Source organism: Skermanella aerolata KACC 11604 (genome assembly GCF_000936425.1).
Classification (GTDB): Bacteria; Pseudomonadota; Alphaproteobacteria; order Azospirillales; family Azospirillaceae; genus Skermanella; species Skermanella aerolata.
Genome location: NZ_AVFK01000050.1, coordinates 1 through 19,181, shown reverse-complemented (window position 1 = coordinate 19,181; position 19,181 = coordinate 1). Strand labels below are relative to the sequence as shown.

Sequence of the window (19,181 nt, the reverse complement as noted above, 5' to 3'; positions counted from 1 at the left end):
CGGTTTTTCTCAGAGAAAGCCCTCTTCTCCGTGTCCAATTCGCTGCTGTCCCTGCTCCCAGCCGGCCTTGCGGTTGAGCAGGTCGTCGTCAACTCTGATCGCGTGCTCATAGCGGTTCATGCTCGCGCTGCTACAGCATCCTGTCCCCTGTGCCGCCGCCGTTCGCGCCGCGTCCACAGCCGATACGTCCGGCATCTCGGAGATCTTCCCTGGCATGGTCGGATCGGCCATCTCGATCTTCAGATCCGCCGTTTTCGCTGCTCCGCTCGCAGGTGCCCGCGCCGGATCTTCGCTGAACGCCTGCCGGAGGTGGCCCTGCCGAGGGTCCGGCGGACCGTCCGTCTCGCCGAAGCGCAACGCCGCATCGCTCTGCATGCCGGCGGTGAATCCGGCGCCCGCCTGGCAGGCCGGCTTGCCATGCCGGTCAGCGGCGACACCCTGCTGCGCCTGATCCGGGCTGTTCCTATCTCGGAAGCGCCGTCCCCGCGCGTCATCGGCATCGATGACTGGGCATGGCGTCGTGGCCGACGCTATGGCACCATCATCGTCGATCTGGAGAATGAGAACCGACCGATCGATCTGCTGCGTGACCGCAAGGCCGAGACTGTCGAGGCGTGGCTGAAGGCGCATCCCGGCATTGAGATCGTCGCCCGGGATCGGGCCGGCAGCTATGCCGACGGGGTTCGGGCCGGCGCTCCGGATGCGGTCCAGGTTGCCGATCGGTGGCATCTTCTGCGCAATCTCGGCGACGCCCTGTCAAGCATCCTTGACCGACATCATCGCTCGATCCGCGCCGCGGCGAAAACGGCCACAGCGGTTACGACGACACTGATGACCGTTCCGGTAACGCCATCCACGCCCCGGCCTCCCACCCGCAGTGAGCAGCGCAAACTCGACAGGCAGGCGGCGCGGCAGGCCCGTTTCGACGAGGTGGTCGCCCTGGATGCGCGCGGCTGGTCACAGAGCGCGATCTCCCGCAGCACCGGCCTGGACCGCTCCACGATCCGGGCCTGGCTGCTGGCGGGCCGGCCGCCCTCCTGGAGCAAGCCGGCCTACGGCAGTGCTGTCGACGTTCATGCCGATTACCTGCGTCGGCGCTGGAGCGAGGGCTGCACCAACACGGTCCGGCTGTGGCGCGAGATCCGCGATCGTGGCTATCCTGGCAGGCCAAAGAGCGTGCAGGAATGGGTCCGGTACAAGCTCCGGCGCAGCGATCCGCTGCCCGCCGGGCAGGCGCCGTCGGCAAGCCCCTGGAAAGCACCCTCCGGCCGTCGCGCGGCGTGGCTGGTGGTCGCCGATGCCGGCGAGATCGACGACACCGCGCGGAAGTTCGTCGATGCCCTGCTTGCCGAAGCGCCGGATCTGGTTCCCGTGATCTTGCTGGCGCGCGAGTTCCGCGCGATGGTACGTGAGAAGCAGGCCGGCAAACTGGACCAGTGGCTCATCGTGGCACAGGCAACGCCGCTGGCTGGATTTGCCGGTGGCCTGCAGCGGGATCTGGCGGCAGTCCGCGCAGGATTGTCGCTGCCGTGGAGTACCGGCCCGGTAGAGGGTCAGATCAGCCAGCTTAAGACGATCAAGCGCACCATGTGCGGCCGGGCCGGCTTTGACCTGCTCCGTCACCGGGTTCTGGAAGCCGCATAACTATGGAGAAAGTATAAATAGAAAATTCACTCAGAGATTGTGCACCGGGAATGCGGATGGACCGAACTTCATTCGCCGTTGACACCACTCCGCAAAAGCGCTGTCAGCGGATCATCGATCTCGTTGGGCTGGCGAAGCTGGACAATGCTGTTATCCTCGTTCATGGCGTATCGCTCCCTCGTGGAGGTTCTGGCAGGCTTCAAGCACCTACCTCGATACGCCGCCTTGCTCACCACGTTATCACCCAGTTTCCGTCATAGCTCGCAACCGAGGCCACCGCACCCAGCGGCAGACCGTCGCTTGGGATGACGATATGATATTTGGTGCCGTGCTTGGCCCGGACGCTGCAACTGTCGACGATCACATCCAACTCCCGAGCGGCGGTCTCGGGATCGGACTGGGCCATACGCAGCAGCACACCGTGAACCCGCACCAGCACGGCGGTATCGCGCCATTCGCCTTTTTTCCGTGATCACTGGATACCCGCGCATTTCGGCAGTTTACAAAGGGCTGTTCATAGGTCCTGGCCGGCAACTGATCGGCGTGACGGCATGTCAATCATCCGGGAAAGCGCGTGGCGCCCACGGAACAGGCGGCTCATGACGGTGCCGATGCGGATGCCGAGCATCTCGGCTGTTTCCTTATAACTGAAACCCTCCAGCCCTACCAATGTTACAACCGATCGCTGTTCTTCTGGCAAGTCGAGAATTTTGCGTCGGACACTTCGCAGCATTAGACGATCCTCAAAAACCATAGTGCTGCGATAGTCATGGTCTGGAATTTCGCTGACGGGTTCGGTATTGGGCGGTAACTCCCGCTCTCCCTCCCAGGCATTGTTCATCACCGAGTACAGCCACGCCACGAGAGGAGTCGCAGGGTCCCGTTGGCATGCCTGACGAATTGCCCTTTCGCAGGTGATCTGGACCAGATCATCGGCTCCGTCCTCCGTTCCAGTGAGAGTAAAGGCGAAACGCCTCAGTTTTAGGTACAATGCCGGCAGGGCATCCCTGACATCGTCTTCGGCTCTTTGCATTTTTATTTTCCACCGTCGAGCGTGTTTCTACCTTTCCTTGAGAAAGACGACTCAGGGCGGTACTTAATCCTGATTGTGCCTCTTTTCATAAGAGGTAAGACTGTATGGCGCCACAGGTCCGTCACATCCACAAAGGAGCTTCGGTCACGGATTGCTTTGCAGATCATCTCAGTGGATTCAAACTTCACACATTGAATATCGCCGGTTTGGTTTTCGACGAACCCGCCGCTATGCCTATGGGATCTATCAAATACCATATGTATGCCGAAAGTCCAAAAATAGACAGTATTCCGGTGAACTTGGAATACCTCTCTTGGTTCAGAAAAAATCAGGAATATTGAGCCGCCGCAATCGTCATGTCAGGGAAAGACAGTAACAGGGGAGGCAAGGACTGCGCTTTTGCCGCAAGGGAGTAATCCACCACATGTCATGACGTGTGGATGCTCATACCTTTTTTGCCAATGATCTAGGTGTACACGGCAAGCACTTGATCTCCTGAAACGCTCCGATCATGCCGCCAGGTGTCCGATAGCAGTATCTGCGGAAACGTGTGCATGAAATTCAGAAACAGCCTTCTAACCACTGCGCGCCCGCTGGGAGCGACACCGAGGATTTGCCTATGCGTAATCTGACCAGAGCCCTTATTCTAACGACTGCCCTGATGTCTCCGGCGGCCTTAATGACCGCACCTGCCTCCGCCCAAAATCAGCCGACTTTTCCGTTCACGGAAGTCGAAATCGAGGGCCGCATTCTGGACATGGTCAATGAACCCGGTACCCGAACCATGACAGTAATGGGTACTGTGATTCAGATCCCGCCGGACGACAGTGTGACAATCTCGACTCCAACCAACCCGGATATTTCTTGGTCCGAAGCGGTGAGGAACGGGATACCGGGCAAGCCCAACGGTTTCCGCAATGCCACTGCAATCGTCATTGGTGAGAGCAACGGAGCAACGGTCACTGCTCGTGACATCGCGCTGAACCCAGAGGAAAACGTAGCACTCGGCTACATCACCCAGAACAGCAACAATACGCTGAAGCTGGACGGCATGGAAATTGTCCTGATGCCGCCGCGTGCAAATGCCCCCTCTTTTCCGACCGGTAAGTCTGATTTCGATCCGCGTGTCCCTGGCAATCCGCTGAAGAACGACTTCGGCTTCCCGCTCATCCGGAACAGCATTATCCCAGGCACACCTGTGGCAGCCGAGGGCTGGTGGTCCGACGATGGGAAGATGTATCTGTGGGATCTCGAGGTGTCTGGAGGCGAGATCGCGACCCCTACGATGGCAAAAATCAGTATTCTCCGCGCCCAGTGCCGGGAGCGCGCACCAAATGACATCGAACTCGAGTTGCGCGGCGCGACATACCGTGGACAGAACCTGCCCCCGGCGACCCGGGTCGAAATTTTCCGGGTTGCAGGCAATGGCCTAGCAAGGTTCGCCTACCCGATCAACGTGACGTCGGTTGCCGATGCTGGAGACGCACGGTTCGGGCTCTATCGTGTTGACGCCAGACTGACGAATGCCCAGACCGGCAATCAAGCGGGCGATGGTTGCCCCAGCATTGTTGGCGTCCGGATGATCGACGCAAATGGACGGCCGATCATGACCACCAACCCTAACACCCAATTGAGTGTGCAAGTCCAGGATACACTCCAGGTCGATAACCGGATCGATTGACCATTTCGACGCGCCACAGCACCGAAACTTCAGGCCGGGCTTGTCCCGGCCTTTTTCTTGCGTCCCCTTTCTGCCCTCAGGGTGGATGCCACATGCTTCTCAAATTTTATCGCGCTGCTGAGGAGCATCCTTCTTCCTTGGCGACGCTGCCTGCTCAGAACAGGTTGATCTGTAATCCGAATTATCGGCCGATAGTCTCGACTCCTATCGGTTGGAAGGATCGGCATCTAACCGGCTTTGCCTTCCGCTATGTCGTGGGGCTTCTGACAGAACGAGGAAAGCCCCGGACCTGCAAAGGTCCGGGGCTTTCTTGTGTGAGCAAAGGCGGAGGGTCGTCCTACGGCTTGATCGGCAAGCCGTTGATGTTACGAGCCATGTCGAAGAGGTTGCCGGTGTTGGACGGGCAGCTGGTCGAGCCGTAGCCCGCTGCTCCCGTTGCCTTGAGGACCCGCAGGCGGTCGGCGACGCGGCCGTCGGCCTTGTACACGCCATCCTTATGTCCATCCGGGATCAGCAGCTCGGGATGATCGAAGGGGGCGCGTGAGCACCGGACCCGCTCGTCGGTCAGCGACTGCATGAAGGCAACCAGGGCGTCCTGCTCGGTCAGGGTCAGGCCTAAAGGCGTGACGTCGGGGGACTTGTTGATGTTGTTGAAGTCTCCACCACGATTATAGAACGCCATCACCTGCTGCAGGGTAGCCTGACCGCCGTTGTGGAAGTAGGGCGGCGTCAGGGCGACGTTCCGCAGCGTCGGGGTCTTGAAGGCGCCCATGACGGCCAGCCTCTCGTCCTTCAGGTTGACACTTGGCGGTACCGCATTGCCGCCGCAGGCGACGGTTTCCTGGCCGGGAAATGGGACCTCGAAGTCGCAGGGGTTGATCAGGTAGGAGTCGGCCTTGCGTCCGTTGATCCACTGGCGCGAGTATGACAGCGGAGCCCCCCATGGATCGGTCCCGCCGACGCCCAAATCCTCCTGCACCGGACGGACACCGATGTTGTAGAACCCGTTGTCGTAAAGCGAGGGATTGCCGTCACTCATCGGCATGCGCTCGACCAGCTTGGGCTGCTTGCCCGGACTGGATACATGGGCGGCCTTGGACATCAGCGGGCCGTCGTGGCAGGCGATGCACTTGCCTTTGCCCTCGAAGATCGCCTTACCCTGCTGCTGCTGGGCGGTGAGTTGGCCGCGGTCGAAGGGACTGTCGTCCGAGACCAGGGTTGCCTCGTACAGCATCACAGTGAGGCCGAAGAATAACGGAAAGTTCAGCTCCATCTGGGTGTAGCCTGCAGGATCCTTGACCAGGCTTACCGAATTGTCATCGTTGGTCACGAACTTGAACTTGTCCGGAGACCCCCAGAAGCGTTTGGCGAACGCATTCCTGATCATGTCGCCGTAAGTGAACTTCAATCCGATCATGGAGGCGGTGACCATATCGCCCAGCGGACCGCCCGCGCCGAACAGACTGTCGGAGGTGCTGACCGTCTGAAGCTTGAGTGCCTGCTGGGCCATCATCTTGCGCCCGATATCGGCGAAGGCGCGCGCGGTGCACGACATTTCGAAGTCGCTGAGCAACGGACCCACCGCCTGGGAAGCGGCGCTGGCATTTTCCAGGCGGACATTCTGGAGCGCCACGCTGCCATCCGCCTTCAGCACGACGAGCCGCGAGGCCTTGTCGTTGCGGATGTCCCGTAGGCCGAACACGCCGGTGCCGCTGAACATGTTGTTCGCCCGACCGTCCCAAAAATTCCGATGATAGAACACGGCGTTGATGACGGTTGGCGAGTTGCGTGGCTCGACCTTGCGCGTGCCGTGGCCGAGGATATTGAACACCTCGTCCACAGTCCTTCTGCAGCGGTCCGTGTTGGTCGCGCGCGGCTGCTGCTTCGGACGCTCGATCGTGCCGACGTAATCGCCCGCGAAAGTACCCGCCGACGCGGAGACGTCGTTGGTGTCAAACAGAACGCGGCTCTTCGCGTTATTCGGATCCAGCAACTTGCGGAACGGGAAGTCATCAGGCTTCAGGGTGATGTTGGGGCCGGCCTTCTGTCCCGATGCCGTCAGCCCCGTACCGGCGGTGGAACCCCACATCTTGTCGCCGGCGTTCAGTCCCGGGTTCAGCTGGTTGGTGACACGAGGGTCCGCCCCGGCGCGGAAATGGCAGCTGGCGCAGGCCACGGTGTCGCTGCCGATCTGCTGATCCCAGAACAGCGCTTTCCCGGCCGCTTTGGCCCAATCCTTGTTCCTGACGATGCCGGTCAGGTCTGGCAGCGGCGGCGCCTTACCTTTCAGCGACTCCAGGGGGCGGTCATCCGGCTCATTGACGTCGATCACCTCATCCTCGGGATCAGTGTCCTCGATGTTGTCGATGATCTCGACTTCCCCACCCAACTCCGAATCCGCCGGTATCGTCTGGGCGAGGCTCAACGACGACCACATCGCCGTGACAGTCACCGCGGTGAGGAGGCATGTCGAGGTGGATAGAAGCCAGTGGCGTAGACCGAGCCGCATAGGAAATGTTCTCCCGGAACCTGTTCGATGAGTGCGCCTGTGCCCGTTAACCAAGCCAGAGGACCGCGTTCAGGGAGATGACGTGTGGGGAGCGACTTTATTGCCGGGAATTTTCCCGATGACAGGATTTTTTCGACAGCTGATGCCTATGACTTGCCTAGCCCTGAGCGAATAGCCGGAAACATCACCGCAAGATTGATTATTTGCCTGGTTATACAAGGAAAGGGATGCCATCCGGATGAATACTCAAGAAATATCCCGCGCACTACGCAAATTTCAACTTCATCGGGATGGTTCTCTATCCAGCAGAGGGTGAGCAGCATCACTTGGAGTTTGCCACCGCCAGGACTTCGAGCACCATCTGCATATCTACCTCGGTGGGTCCGCTGGGGACTTCACCGCGATAAGTGGAAGCCGAAACGTTCAGGTTGCTGACGGCCAGGGAAGGCTCATGCCGCTCAATCCTCTCCAGAAGATTGACCATGGCCGGTTCATCGCCGCGGGCCGAAACCCGAATTCCAAGTTGCATGGCATCATGCTCGCGGCGCGCCGGCACGGGCTGTATGCTGCGCGACTGGATGCCGGCATCGGAAATCAGCTTCTGGACTATCTTCTGCAACTCTGCGGACCCCAGAGCCTCGTTCTCGACGTGCAGGATGCCCTTGCGGCTTCCGGCTGCCTCCCGGGTTTGCTGAAGTGTTTCCTCCAGCTGGGGAATGCGCTCCAGGGAAGTAGAGAGACGCGCGCGCCAGGCTGCAGCATCGGCCAACCGGCTTTCCGCAGTCTCAAACCGTTCCAGCAGGGGAAGGGCAACGAGATTGACCGATCCCATCACCAAGACCACAAGGATCGTCAGGGCCAGTAGGCGTGACAGCTTGGGGGAAATCTGCAGGGACATCACCGATCCTCCGGCACGGCTTGCTCAACCAGGAAGCTAAGCGAGAAGTCCTCTCCGGCATCCGCATCGGGTGTCACGGCTGTCCGGAAGGTTGGATTCCTGAAGTGGGGTGAACCTTCGATCGCCTGGACCACGGCGGCGGCAGAGGCGGCGGAGCCGTCGATCTGAAAAGCGTTGCCGTCGAAACGGAAGCCGGTGATGTATGTGTCGTCGCCGGTTATGCTGGCCAGTTCGGCGAGGAAGACCAGGGGGGCCTTACCTTGGAGAAACGTGTCCAGAGAGGTTTCACGCGCCGTAATCTGCACAATCTCGCGCTCCAGCTCCGCCGCCCGTCCTGCTCTGACCCTGAGATCGGCGACCTCGGCCTCCATGCTTTCGGCGGCGGCCTCGATGCGCATCAGGGGGATCGCCAAACCCGCGATCGCGGCAGCGCAGCCGAGCCCGAAGCCGAGCGCGACGATCCGTTCCGGACCGCCAGTGGCGCGCTGGTTCTCGCCGAAGCCGAGATCGACATTGCCAGAGGGGAGTTCAGCGATCAGCGATCCAATTACCGCCTGCGCCGACACTGCAACACCACGGAGCGGATCGAGCAGGCGCCGGGGTGCGCACACCATCTCCACCTTGAGCCTGCGCGCGGCAGTGTCGCGCTCGCGGACTTTGTAGCCGAGGTAAACGGCATCGGCCTTGAATGGTGTGCGGCGATCCACCTCGTAGCGTAGAGCCTGGGATACCGCCCGCTCCGCCGCGAGCGGGAGATCGACAACGCAGGAAACTGCGCGCTCCGCGGGAACTATAACTGTCAACCGGCGGCGTTTCAGCAGACGGGTCAGCACCTCACGGTTCCCGCTGTCGAGCGGCAGCGGAAAGGACGATACGGATCGGGATGAGCGCCTGACCGTGATGGCATTGGCGGACATCTCGACCCGCAGGTCGCGGGACAGCGCAAGCGAGCGCAACCGCTGCGGAATGCAGGCGCGGAGCTCGCCGGTCCACCAGCGCCATCCCTTCAAGGCGTTCTGCGTGAGCGAGCCCGGTACGGCCATTTGATCGTCTCCACTAGGGTACCCGCAGGCACCCTCACGTATCATGAGTCAAGGAAGATCACTACAGCCAGCAGGCAGATCGTTGCCGTAATGACCAGCAGCTCGCATGCCGTAAGCAGCATATCTCCCGCCGGAGATTTGCTGCGCACGTAACTGCTCTTATGCGCCGGCAGCCGGCAGCGATGATCGGGCCGCGATATTGTACCCGAGCCCCGCTCCGGCTGCTTAAAGGAAGCCTCCTGAGGTGTGAGTGGATCAGTCATCGAATTCGTCGAGACCGCGGCTACTGCTGGCGCCGGTTCAGAGCAGTAGATCAGAACAGCAGCCCGCCTCACACCCGAGCATCTCCTCATGACCTAACCTTCTGTCATCCTGCATCCACCAGGTCGGTCAGGCGCTTGGCAAGATTTTCCGGCGTCATGCTGGGGTAGATGTACCGCACAACCTGGCCCTCGCTGTTCAGCAGGTAGATGTGGGTGGTGTGCGCCATCGCCATGTTGTGCAACCGTGTCGCGTCGTCGGAAGCGGAGCGGATCTTGATCCGCTGGCCCGGTTTGCGCGGCGCATCAGCCGGAGAGTCCCCGGGCACGATCTCTGCGGAAGCCGGTACAGCTTGGGCCGCTTCGCCGGCCTCGCCGTGGGCTGCAGCCCCCTGACCGCTATGCTGGTTCTGAACCGAGGCATCACCATGGCCAGCCCCATGATCGTTGCCGTGCTCCTCGGCCGGCTGCTCACCTTCCTTGGCGACCTGGTTCGTCATGACATAATCCCGCCGAACCCGGTACTTCGCGGCGATTTGGTAGATTTCCTCCCGGTTACCGGACAGGCCGATCAGGCGAGGATGCTGCTTGGCAACGAAGGTGGCGAGTTCTTGTGGACCATCATTGCGGTCGTCAACGCTGACCATGGCAATGTTGATCTGACCGCCCTTATTGCCCATCAGATCGACCGCCATGCCGAGCTTGGTGCCAATGATCGGGCAGATATCGTCACACTGCGTGTAGCCGAAGTAAAAGGCGGTCGCCTTACCCTTGAAATCAGCAAGAGTTACCTTTCGGCCAGTATGGTCGGTCAGGCTGAAGTCACCGCCGAGCTGATGCGGCTCCGGCCAACCGCTGTGGGCGCCGTAGCCGCCGCTACCATGGCCGCCCGCCTGTGTGTCCTCCGGCTTCGATGCCGCCGTATCGCCGTGACCGCCGCTGTGGCTCCCGGCAGCGTGCGCCGACCCGGCTTCAGCCTGTAATCCCTTGTCCACAGTGGCATGGTCAGAATCCGCCTGAGCGGACGTCGCCATGGACCCGAAGTACAGAGCCGGACCGCTCAGCAGAAATCCTGCCAGAAGCGCCGTCCGTCCGGCGCCCTTCAGAAGATGCGAGGCACTCATGGTCAAAAACTCCGTTAAATCAGGCGGCGTTGATCTTGGCGATCGCGGTACCGTCGGCATGCTTGTTGTTGGTGATCCAGTGATGGAAGTTGCCGGTGATCGAGTGGCTGCCCGCCGCAATTTTCGGAACCCAAATAGCGTAGCGTTGGGCCACGCCAACCTCGAGCTTGCTGCCCGCGGCCATGTATTTCGGGGACGAGAACCAACCCTTGGCGGGGTTCGTCCGCAGCGGACGGCCGTCCACTTCGACGATGTAGCAGTTGAAGGGAAGCGTCACGTGCAGTCGGCTGTACGAGGCGTTGGCGATGCGGAGCATCACGTTCCACCCGGCAGTGGCCTTGGTGACAGTCTTCGCATCCGTCTGGGTCCGGCCGTTGTGGACTCCGTTGATCAGGAAGTACTTGGGATTGAACTTGTCGAGCCCGACATCGTCGCCGCACATGCCGGCATTGTGATCGAGCGTATGCCATCTGGGATCGACGTCGTCGAACACCAGGATCGATTCGGCCGAGTAGGGGGCGCCGGCGGTGATGCCGGGAGCCGAGTCACCCGGGAGAGGATCGTACAAGTAGTTCGGGTTGTTGGTGTCGGGGCTTTTTGTGACCGGATCGATGATGAGCACGCCGTACATGCCCATCTCGAAATGCAGCACCGTATTTTTATGGCAGTGGTAGAGGTAGGTTCCGGCCTGGTGAGCGCACCACTGGTAGGTGTAGCTGCTCTTGACCTCGAACGAGGTGTGGCCGACGCCATCGTTCATCGGGGTCGGTTCGATGCCGTGCCAGTGGATGGTGTGGGCACCCTTGGATGGTTTGAACATGCAGTGGAAGATCTGGCCCTGCTTGACCCGGATGATCTTGGACGGCCAGGGAGAGTCGCTGCCGGAAATGGTAGGATCCTTGAAGCCCCAGAACTGCAGCTGCGAGCCGTCCTTCATGTTGACGTTCCAGCTGGACACCTGCCTCTCGACATAGACCTGACGCGCGATCCGGTCCGGGGTCGAAGGGTCGTTCTCGAAGGGATGGCAGCCAAAAGTATCAAATTCCTGAGGATCGAACATTGGCCGATTGATCGTTACCATATCAGTGTCTCCAGGGCGTCAGGGCTCTACAGCTTTCGATGGCCGGAACCCGTCTCGCCGGTTGGTCGGTTAAGCCGTGTTTCTAATGGTGGATTTGATGGTTCCTGTGCCTGCCGGAGCTGCCCGGCAGATTCATAACTACCCGGCCGGATTACAGTGGCCCGTCGATGTGCCAATCCGTGACCAGTCCCATCGGGTAGGATCCGCCGGCGGAGGTTTGGGAAATCTCGTTGTGGCAGTGCATCGGATAACGCAGTGGATATTTTTCCTGGACCATTCTCCACGGTGCCGGCGGCACGTCCGGCGGTGCCGTGAAGGGCAGCAGGACGTCCTTGGTCTTCATCGGCTGCATGGTCCAGACATCGTGCTCGTTCAGGCTTTCCTGGTAAACCGGCACGCCGTTGTTGTTGCTCTCAGTCAGCACGAAGACATGGTTGCCATGGATGTGCGGCGAATGGGTCGCCAGGCCGGCGTTCATGGTGCGGATCAGCGCCGGTTCGCCGACGCGGCCGGTCGGGCAGGTTGCCTTGTCGTGGGCCGAGTCAAGGCCGCACAGGCCGTTGATCGTGAAGTACCGGGGGTGGAACTGTGCCTGGAACTCCGACGCTGTGGGATTTTCACCAGCCGCGATGCGCCGGCACAGAACAGGGTCGATCTGATTGAAGATCCAGATGTATTCCCGACCAGGCCGCCAAGCCTTGCCGGGGAACCGGGCCGGCTGACCGCCGATCGTCGCCTCACCGAGCGCTGAGAACAGCGACTTGATGGCTGGTGTCGCGGCTGCCGGAGCATAGGGCATCGGCTTCTGCCGCGCCGCATCGGCGAAACCGTTTGTCGGCTCGACGATGAAGGCGCCGTACAGACCGAGGACACGGTTGATTGGGGCGTTGTCGCCATCGACATAGAGGTAGGATCCCGGCCTTGTCGCCGTGAATTCAATCCGGATCTTGTCCTCGCCATCGCCTTCATGGGGCGCGATGGCCGTAATGGCGGCATCCTGCCCCATGATCTGAAAACCATGGGATCTGGTGCTGGAGTTCCGAACATCGATACGGACCGTGCTACCCTGCTTTACTCGGAGGATAGGGCCGGGAATGGTCGGGGTCTGACCAGCGTGGCAGAAGGCGTACATCGGCACAGTGCTGCCGTCGATCAGTTCGACATCAACATCGACGATCTCGAGGTCGAAGTCCGCTTCCTCGCCGGTCGGAACTTCCTCGGCAATCTGGGCTGAAAGCAATGACGGCAGGGACATTGATGCCGTTGTGAATGCAGCGAGTGCGCTGCCGTATTTGATGAATTCCCGCCTGCGCATTGTTGTCATCGCTCCTTGGTTCGCCGCAAAAGGACGCACGTCGCCGCCTCGGGAAGATCCCGAGCAAAAATCCGGTTCTTACAGTTGTCGTTGTGCCTGGCTCGAACCTGTCAGTTCCGATCCGCAGCCAGCGTCAGCGACCTATTTCCCGTGACTGGACATGCGAGTTGAGTCGAGAATGGAAAATCTGTGTTGTTCTGCCGGAGAAGCGCTGATCCATCCGTGCGCCAAGTTCCATTTGTCCAGATCGCCGTGCATCCTGCCGGTCAGATCGTGCTGGAAAAATTCAACTGAGCACATTGTGTTCACCGCCTCTGCGACATGTTCAATCAGATGACGGACGAACTACGCTCGTATTCCTGAAATTGAGGGATTAATACTTCCAGTTAGGAATTTCACTGTTTGCCCTAGGCGTTTCGGTGCCTGGGCAGTTCGAAAACTGCTGGCCTTTGGAGCGTCAGACTAAGTGAGTCGCGCTCCAAGGATAATCCATTCTATGCCTGAGAGATGAGGCGTGCCTCGACATCTCCTGTTTCCCACTTGGCCATATAGAGCGCTTTGAGCGAAAGGCTCACCGCCAGGACCAAGCGTCAAAAGTTATTGTTTGTTGGATTATTCCGGCTTCTGATCCATCATAGGTTGTAGCATCTTAGATACTCCGGCGACACACCTGCAATGAAGCGACAGATTGGGAGAAACCTTCGTCGGGATCCGTTCTACTGCGGACACTTTCTCCGCAGGCGCAGGAATCGTTTGCACGTTGTGACCGTCTGGGTGGCGATCATTGCTGCGGCTATGCAGAGCTTGATCGTCGGACATGTGCCTGCCGGCTCTCCTCATCCCGCTGACCTGCCAAGGTCCGATTATCTGATTGCAACCACGCAGCACGGGCATAGTGCTACACCCAAGCACGCCGTAAAACACTCGATCCAGGCTGAGCGGCCACAATCCGCTTCCTCTCATGGACCTACCGGAGAAACCTGTGATCTCTGCACCGTTTGCTCGGGGACCGCGCCGTCGCTCCCGCCGGCGTCATATCAGTCCGATCTGAACTGCCCGCCGGCTGTAAAGACAATCAATGTCTGGCTAGGCGAGGTGTCTATCGACAAGCATTTTTTGACTGCATTGCGTCCGCGTGCTCCACCCACAAATGTTTTGATGGCGCCCCTCCTGATTTAAGGATTTCACGAAACGACGCCGTGCCCGACAGTCCAAGTGTCCGCACACCGGCGTAATGCCATTGGAACAAGGCTATGACGGAAACTTTGCTGGGAGCGGTTCCTTCGCGGGCCGCTGCAATCTCATCCTTGAGTGTTTACCGGGCGGTATGGCGCTGGCACTTCTATGCCGGCTTGCTGGCACTGCCGTTCCTGATCATCCTAGCGGTGACGGGTGCTGCCTATTTGTACAAGGACGAGATCGATAATTTTGTTTACCGCGACCTCAAGCACGTCGAGGTCCAGTTGGCCGAGCGTGCCGCGCCTTCGGCGTTGATCGATGCGGCACTTGCCGCATATCCTGGAACTGCGGTGAAGTATCTGCCGCCGGCCGATCCGGAAGCTTCGGCTGAGATCACTGTGAAAACCGGTAGGGATAAAGTTTCCGTTTTTGTCGATCCCTATACAGGACGAGTACTTGGCGACATCCCTGACAAGGGTTCGGTCATGTGGGTGGTCCGGCAGTTGCACAGCCTTGCCTGGTTCGGACCTGTGGCCAACGGAATTATTGAAATAGTCGGCGGCTGGACGATCCTGCTGGTCGGCACCGGTATCTTTCTGTGGTGGCCACGCAAGCGGGAAGGAGGCGCCGAGGGCGGCGTCGTGACGGTCCGTGGCACCCGGCGCCAGCGCGTTTTCTGGCGTGATCTTCATGCCGTGACTGGAATTTTCGTCGGAGCCTTCATCGTGTTCCTGGCAGTCACTGGCATGCCCTGGTCGGTATTCTGGGGCAGCTATGTCAATCAGTGGGCCAACAGCTCCAACTATGGCTATCCATCCGGCGTGCGGACCGACGTTCCGATGTCCGACGAGCATCTGGCCCACATGTCGGCCACCAGCTGGTCGCTCGAGCAGGCGCGTATGCCGGAGTCGATCCCGGTTGGCGGCGGATCGATCGGCCTGGACAGTGCGGTGGCGATTTTCGACCGGCTGGGCATGGCGCCCGGATATGCGGTCAGCCTACCGGGCGGTCCGACAGGCGTTTACAGCGCGTCGGCCTATCCGGATGAGTTGTCGCTGCAGCGGGTCGTTCATCTCGATCAGTACACGGGCAAACCGCTGATTGACATGAGCTATGCTGATTATGGGCCGTTCGGCAAGGCGCTGGAATGGGGCGTTAATGTCCACATGGGCCAGGAGTTCGGCCTCGCCAACCAGATCCTGATGCTGCTGGTCTGCATGGCGATCGTTCTGTTGTCGGTTTCTGCCGGTATCATGTGGTGGAAGCGCCGGCCCGGCCGCTCCCTCGGCGTACCGCCGCTGCCGTCGGATCGCAGCGTTCTGCGCGGCGTGCTGGCGATCCTGATGATCGGCGGCGTTCTTTTCCCCCTTGTGGGGGTATCGCTGGTCGTGATGGCTATCCTCGACTACCTGCTGGTTGCCGGACGACAACGACTGCGGACGGTATAGCTCTGGGCAGGGTTTGTGACCGCAGCCGTCAGGCTGATCCTACTTTCGGCTGCGGACATGAGAGGGTCGTCAATCAGGCTCGTCAGGGCCATGCCTGCTCAGGTATAAGAAAGACGGTCCAGAGAGCGGCGGAAATGGCCGGCACGAACGGAATGTGGTCTCTCCAGGCGACCCAGCCCAGCTTGACCAAAAGCGATGCTGCGATCAGGCCGAAGATCCCGGACAGGAACACGACAGTTGGCAGTGCTGCCAGTCCGACCCAGGCGCCAGCCGCGGCGAACAGGCAGACATCTCCGCCTCCGATCCCGGCAACGCCGCGCAGCCGCCGGAAGGCTTCACCGAGAAGCCAGATGGCTGTCGCTGCGCCGGCGGCCGCCACGGCATGTTCGAGGACGGCCTGAGGCTTGATCCACCAGGTCGTGGCTAGCCCGGCGAGGATCAGCGGCAGGGAGATCGCATCCGGGACCTCCAGGTAGCGCAGGTCTATCAGCGTCAGGATGAGAAGCACCCAGCTCAACCCGGCCGCGACAAGGGACAAGGGCGCCGAAAGGGCAAATGCCGCCACTACTGCTGTCGTCGTGCAGGTTATCTCAATACCAGGGTGAAGACTGCGCAGGAGCACAGATCTGATCTCTTCTGAACCGGCAGCGCAAGTCTCATCCTGATCCGGTGCTGGATAGCGATCGACGACCATGCCGGCGGCTGCGCCGGCCAGTGGTGCAGCCGCGATCAGCAGCACTTCCAATCCTTCCACTCTGCTCACTCTCCCTGATTTCCGGCCCAGTCCTCAATCCCCGATCGGCAGGACCTGCCCGATAAGACGGCCCGGCGAGAAAAATAGTTCGGTCCCAGGGTTTCAGAGCAGCCACGGTAGCGTGCCTTGAGCCTATTGCTCATGGGCAGTCAAAAATCTTGGGCGCCGCTCAATCGATCTGTGCCCAATCGATCTGTATGGACCTTTCTTGGAATATGCCAGTAATGTGCGAAGTGTGCACGCCTACCCCCACAAGATCCAGGCACACCATACCTTGACGATTGAGAATACGATATATTTCACCCATAGGTCCAAATGGCGGCTTGGTTCTGCCGACGGGCAGTCAGCCTCTCCCAACAGCGATCCAAACCTTTCGAAAGGATCGATCTGGACCATTTCACTCAGCCACACCGATGCGCTTCCGGGCAAGCTGGTCTGGAATGCTAGGACAAAGGGAGACAATCCAGGTCGCGGATGGAATTCACAGCCCTGTCAGCATGCTTCTGTCGCGTTAGGTTCATGGCCGGTGATAATCGAATGACTGAAAAAATGAGGCCCGCTTTCCCGGGGCCGCGGCTGGGCCTATCCGCCTGTGCCCTCATCGCCCTTCTGGCTGGGTGCGCGCAGGAACGCGACTCCCGCGCGAGAATGGACGAGCAGGTGGCCGAGATGATGCGGATCGACATGGGGAACTCCGGTGATCCGACGGCGCTCGTGCCGCCTGGCGGAACCGGCTCATCCTCGACCAGGTCGGATGAGCCACCGCGCCGGCCTACCTTTGTCGAGCGGGGCGGCATCCGGGTGCAGATGCCGCAGACGGCTACCCGACCGACGCCGCAGGGCGAAAGCGTCGAGCTGAACTTCCCCGAAACGGACATCCGGGAGTTTTCCCGGGCGGTGCTGGGCGACATCCTCGGCCTTGCCTACGCGGTCGATCCCCGGATCGAGGGGACGGTCAGCATGGAGACCCGCGGACCGATTCCGCGCGGCGACGTGCTGGCGCTGATGGAGCGGGTGCTCCAGATGCACGGGATAGCGATGGTGCCCATGCCCGGCGGCTACCAGGTGGTTCCCGCAGAGAATGCGCTCACCAGCGGACCCTCGCTCGCCGCCGGGCCCGGCATGGGTGTGCGCATCCTGCGGCTGCGCCACATCGAGGCCGGCAAGGCGGCCGAGCTTCTGGCACCGCTGACGCCAAGGGGAGCAGTCGTGTCCGCCGATCCGACCCGCAACCTCCTGCTGCTCGCGGGGGCGGGGTCCCAGCTTGACCTGATGGAAGCCACGGTTCAGGCGATCGACCTGGACCAGCTCCAGGGCATGTCGTTGGCGCTGAAGCCGCTGCGCTACGCCTCGCCGGCAGCCCTGGCCGAAGAACTCACCTCGATTTTCAGCACCGAGGAGGGCCAGCCGCAGGACGTTCGCTTCGTGCCTGTCGATCGCATGAATGCCCTCGTCATCGTGGCCAAGAAGCCCGACACAATCGACAGGATGCTGACATGGGCGGAGCGCCTGGATCAGGAGGGCGGCGGCTCCGAGCCTGAACTGTTCGTTTATCCCGTGCAGAACGGCAGGGCTGCCGATATCGCTGTTGCTTTGGGACAGATCTTCGGCGCCGAACCCACCGGTCAGCAGATCGGCGGCATCGCTCCCGGCTTGCAGTCGCGCCAACTCGGCCGATCGAGCCTACTGGGAGGTGGTGCTGGAGGTTTGGGGGGCGGCGGTGGAGGATTGGGACAAGGTGGATTGGGCCAGGGAGGGCTTGGACAGGGAGGACTGGGGCAGGGAGGACTGGGGCAGGGAGGACTGGGGCAGGGAGGACTGGGGCAGGGCGGTGGTCTGGGCGGCCAGGATCAGGGTGGCGGTCTGGGCGGTGGCCTGGGCGGTGGTCTCGGTGGCCAGGGTGGTGGAAGCGGCTTCGGATCCGGTGGTCTAGGCGGAGGCGCTGGCGGCGGCGGGCAGGGAGCTACTTTCACCTCCGTGTCAGCGCCAGGCCTGCGCATCACGGCCGATGACAGCCGGAACGCACTGCTCATTCAGGCGACGCGCCAGCAGTATCGCCGCATTGAAAATGCTCTGCGGCAGCTTGACACTCAACCGCTCCAGGTACTGATCGAGGCGACCATCGCCGAGGTCACGCTCAATGATCAGCTCGCCTACGGGCTGCAGTGGTTCTTCAACAGCGGAAACTTCCAGGCGCTGCTCAGCCGGAGCAACGCCCCTGTTCCTGCACCCGAACTGCCCGGTTTCGCCACGATCTTCAACACGGCTAATACGCGGGTAATCCTGAGCGCGCTCGAGGCGGTAACGGATGTTCGCGTCCTGTCATCGCCTCAGGTGCTGGCCCTGACCAACCAGACGGCTCTGCTCCAGGTCGGCGACAGCGTGCCGGTGCCGGTCCAGCAGGCGACCAGCGTCCTCAATACCGACGCCCCGATCGTCAACTCGATCCAGTACGTCGATACCGGCGTGACACTCGAGGTTATTCCACGCGTCAATGAGGGCGGCATGGTGCGCATGGAGATTGAGCAGAATGTTTCCGAGGCGTCGCAAACAAATTCATCTAACCTGGATGCGCCGACCATCGCACAGCGCCGGATCAACAGCACGGTCGTGGTCAGGAGCGGCGAGACCATCGGGCTCGGCGGCCTGATCCGTGACAACGCCTCCACTGGCCGCGACGGCGTGCCAATCTTGTCAGGTTTGCCGGTGGTCGGATCTTTGTTCGGTACGCGCACGACCAACTACACGCGTACCGAGCTGCTGGTCCTGCTACGGCCGCGCATCGTGCAAACACCTCAGGACGCCCGTGACATGACGAACGAGCTGCGCTCGCGCATGCAGGGGCTGCTGCCGGTCATGCAGCGGGAACCCGTCCAGAGGGCCACAACCGCGGCTCCAGCCGCCGACGCTGGTGCTGCATCTCCCGTCCGGGGCACGGAAAGCCGGCCAGCGTCTCCGGCAGAGGAACCCTATCGCGGCCCAAGGTCGCCGCCCCCCTGGATTCCATCGGAGGGATCACCCCCCTGAGCTTCGTCCCGGTAAACAGCCTGGCGCGGAACGATGGCCTGTGCCCACGGATTATTCTGCCTGTGGATGGATGTGCCGTAACGGTTCAAACGTCTTCAGGGTGGTTCACTTCAAGGAGAGTTGTGTTGAGCGGTTTTGAAACTCGAGGCACCAACCAGCAGAACGGCGATTTTTTCAGAAAAGTC

General features: G+C 60.9%; 14 protein-coding genes. 5 read left to right on the top strand and 9 right to left on the bottom strand.

What is annotated here, in order from left to right; all coding sequences use genetic code 11:
• Positions 1-30: 30 nt before the first annotated feature.
• Positions 31-1,644, top strand: coding sequence for an ISL3 family transposase (locus tag N826_RS33315; protein ID WP_147040987.1), 1,614 nt, complete (start codon positions 31-33; stop codon positions 1,642-1,644).
• A 229-nt stretch (positions 1,645-1,873) separates the two neighbouring features.
• Here the strand turns inward: N826_RS33315 and N826_RS33310 are convergent, their stop codons facing one another.
• Positions 1,874-2,062 (bottom strand): hypothetical protein, encoded by a 189-nt coding sequence (locus N826_RS33310; RefSeq protein WP_147040989.1) that lies wholly within the window; start codon positions 2,060-2,062, stop codon positions 1,874-1,876.
• Positions 2,063-2,158: 96 nt separating this feature from the next.
• Positions 2,159-2,677, bottom strand: coding sequence for an RNA polymerase sigma factor (locus N826_RS33305; protein ID WP_044436203.1), 519 nt, complete (start codon positions 2,675-2,677; stop codon positions 2,159-2,161).
• 104 nt (positions 2,678-2,781) lie between these two features.
• Between N826_RS33305 and N826_RS43695 the strand changes: the two genes are divergently transcribed.
• Together N826_RS43695 and N826_RS33300 are read left to right on the top strand one after the other, a co-directional pair.
• Positions 2,782-3,018 (top strand): hypothetical protein, encoded by a 237-nt coding sequence (locus N826_RS43695; RefSeq protein ID WP_147040991.1) that lies wholly within the window; start codon positions 2,782-2,784, stop codon positions 3,016-3,018.
• A 278-nt stretch (positions 3,019-3,296) separates the two neighbouring features.
• Positions 3,297-4,358 carry a hypothetical protein gene (locus N826_RS33300; protein WP_044436202.1) on the top strand — a complete coding sequence of 354 codons (1,062 nt, stop codon included), beginning with the start codon at positions 3,297-3,299 and terminating at the stop codon, positions 4,356-4,358.
• 337 nt (positions 4,359-4,695) lie between these two features.
• On the opposite strand, the gene N826_RS33295 is transcribed toward N826_RS33300, so the two are convergent.
• The 6 genes from N826_RS33295 to N826_RS33270 all read right to left on the bottom strand — a co-directional run bounded on the left by N826_RS33295 (position 4,696) and on the right by N826_RS33270 (position 12,588).
• The gene (locus tag N826_RS33295) at positions 4,696-6,867 is read right to left on the bottom strand and encodes a cytochrome-c peroxidase (protein ID WP_084721398.1); all 2,172 of its coding nucleotides are present in this window, start codon (positions 6,865-6,867) and stop codon (positions 4,696-4,698) included.
• 322 nt (positions 6,868-7,189) lie between these two features.
• Entirely contained in the window at positions 7,190-7,765 is a 576-nt protein-coding gene (gene gspM / locus N826_RS33290; RefSeq protein ID WP_044436200.1) for a type II secretion system protein GspM, read from the bottom strand.
• On the bottom strand, positions 7,765-8,808 hold the full coding sequence (locus tag N826_RS33285; protein WP_044436199.1) for a PilN domain-containing protein: 1,044 nt from the start codon (positions 8,806-8,808) through the stop codon (positions 7,765-7,767). Before N826_RS33285 ends, gspM begins: the two co-directional genes overlap by 1 nt.
• Positions 8,809-9,175: 367 nt before the next feature.
• Complete coding sequence (locus N826_RS40870; protein ID WP_052832503.1) at positions 9,176-10,192, bottom strand: SCO family protein; 1,017 nt, start codon at positions 10,190-10,192, stop codon at positions 9,176-9,178.
• A 19-nt stretch (positions 10,193-10,211) separates the two neighbouring features.
• Positions 10,212-11,273 (bottom strand): multicopper oxidase domain-containing protein, encoded by a 1,062-nt coding sequence (locus N826_RS33275; RefSeq protein WP_084721395.1) that lies wholly within the window; start codon positions 11,271-11,273, stop codon positions 10,212-10,214.
• 151 nt (positions 11,274-11,424) lie between these two features.
• Positions 11,425-12,588 carry a multicopper oxidase domain-containing protein gene (locus tag N826_RS33270; protein ID WP_052832498.1) on the bottom strand — a complete coding sequence of 388 codons (1,164 nt, stop codon included), beginning with the start codon at positions 12,586-12,588 and terminating at the stop codon, positions 11,425-11,427.
• A 1,253-nt stretch (positions 12,589-13,841) separates the two neighbouring features.
• On the opposite strand from N826_RS33270, the gene N826_RS33265 reads away from it, so the two are divergent.
• Complete coding sequence (locus N826_RS33265) at positions 13,842-15,215, top strand: PepSY-associated TM helix domain-containing protein (protein WP_044436197.1); 1,374 nt, start codon at positions 13,842-13,844, stop codon at positions 15,213-15,215.
• An 82-nt stretch (positions 15,216-15,297) separates the two neighbouring features.
• Here the strand turns inward: N826_RS33265 and N826_RS33260 are convergent, their stop codons facing one another.
• Entirely contained in the window at positions 15,298-15,954 is a 657-nt protein-coding gene (locus N826_RS33260; RefSeq protein WP_147040993.1) for a prepilin peptidase, read from the bottom strand.
• A 552-nt stretch (positions 15,955-16,506) separates the two neighbouring features.
• Between N826_RS33260 and gspD the strand changes: the two genes are divergently transcribed.
• Positions 16,507-18,996 (top strand): type II secretion system secretin GspD, encoded by a 2,490-nt coding sequence (gene gspD, locus N826_RS33255; protein WP_169789460.1) that lies wholly within the window; start codon positions 16,507-16,509, stop codon positions 18,994-18,996.
• The last annotated feature ends 185 nt before the right edge of the window (positions 18,997-19,181 follow it).

Excerpts from the sequence above, each read along its gene's own strand:
- N826_RS33305 (WP_044436203.1), bottom strand. The coding sequence starts at position 2,677 with ATGCAAAGAGCCGAAGACGATGTCAGGGATGCCCTGCCGGCATTGTAC.
- N826_RS43695 (WP_147040991.1), top strand. The coding sequence starts at position 2,782 with ATGGCGCCACAGGTCCGTCACATCCACAAAGGAGCTTCGGTCACGGAT.
- N826_RS33300 (WP_044436202.1), top strand. The coding sequence starts at position 3,297 with ATGCGTAATCTGACCAGAGCCCTTATTCTAACGACTGCCCTGATGTCT.
- N826_RS33295 (WP_084721398.1), bottom strand. The coding sequence starts at position 6,867 with ATGCGGCTCGGTCTACGCCACTGGCTTCTATCCACCTCGACATGCCTC.
- gspM (WP_044436200.1), bottom strand. The coding sequence starts at position 7,765 with ATGTCCCTGCAGATTTCCCCCAAGCTGTCACGCCTACTGGCCCTGACG.
- N826_RS33285 (WP_044436199.1), bottom strand. The coding sequence starts at position 8,808 with ATGGCCGTACCGGGCTCGCTCACGCAGAACGCCTTGAAGGGATGGCGC.
- N826_RS40870 (WP_052832503.1), bottom strand. The coding sequence starts at position 10,192 with ATGAGTGCCTCGCATCTTCTGAAGGGCGCCGGACGGACGGCGCTTCTG.
- N826_RS33275 (WP_084721395.1), bottom strand. The coding sequence starts at position 11,273 with ATGGTAACGATCAATCGGCCAATGTTCGATCCTCAGGAATTTGATACT.
- N826_RS33270 (WP_052832498.1), bottom strand. The coding sequence starts at position 12,588 with ATGCGCAGGCGGGAATTCATCAAATACGGCAGCGCACTCGCTGCATTC.
- N826_RS33265 (WP_044436197.1), top strand. The coding sequence starts at position 13,842 with ATGACGGAAACTTTGCTGGGAGCGGTTCCTTCGCGGGCCGCTGCAATC.
- gspD (WP_169789460.1), top strand. The coding sequence starts at position 16,507 with ATGACTGAAAAAATGAGGCCCGCTTTCCCGGGGCCGCGGCTGGGCCTA.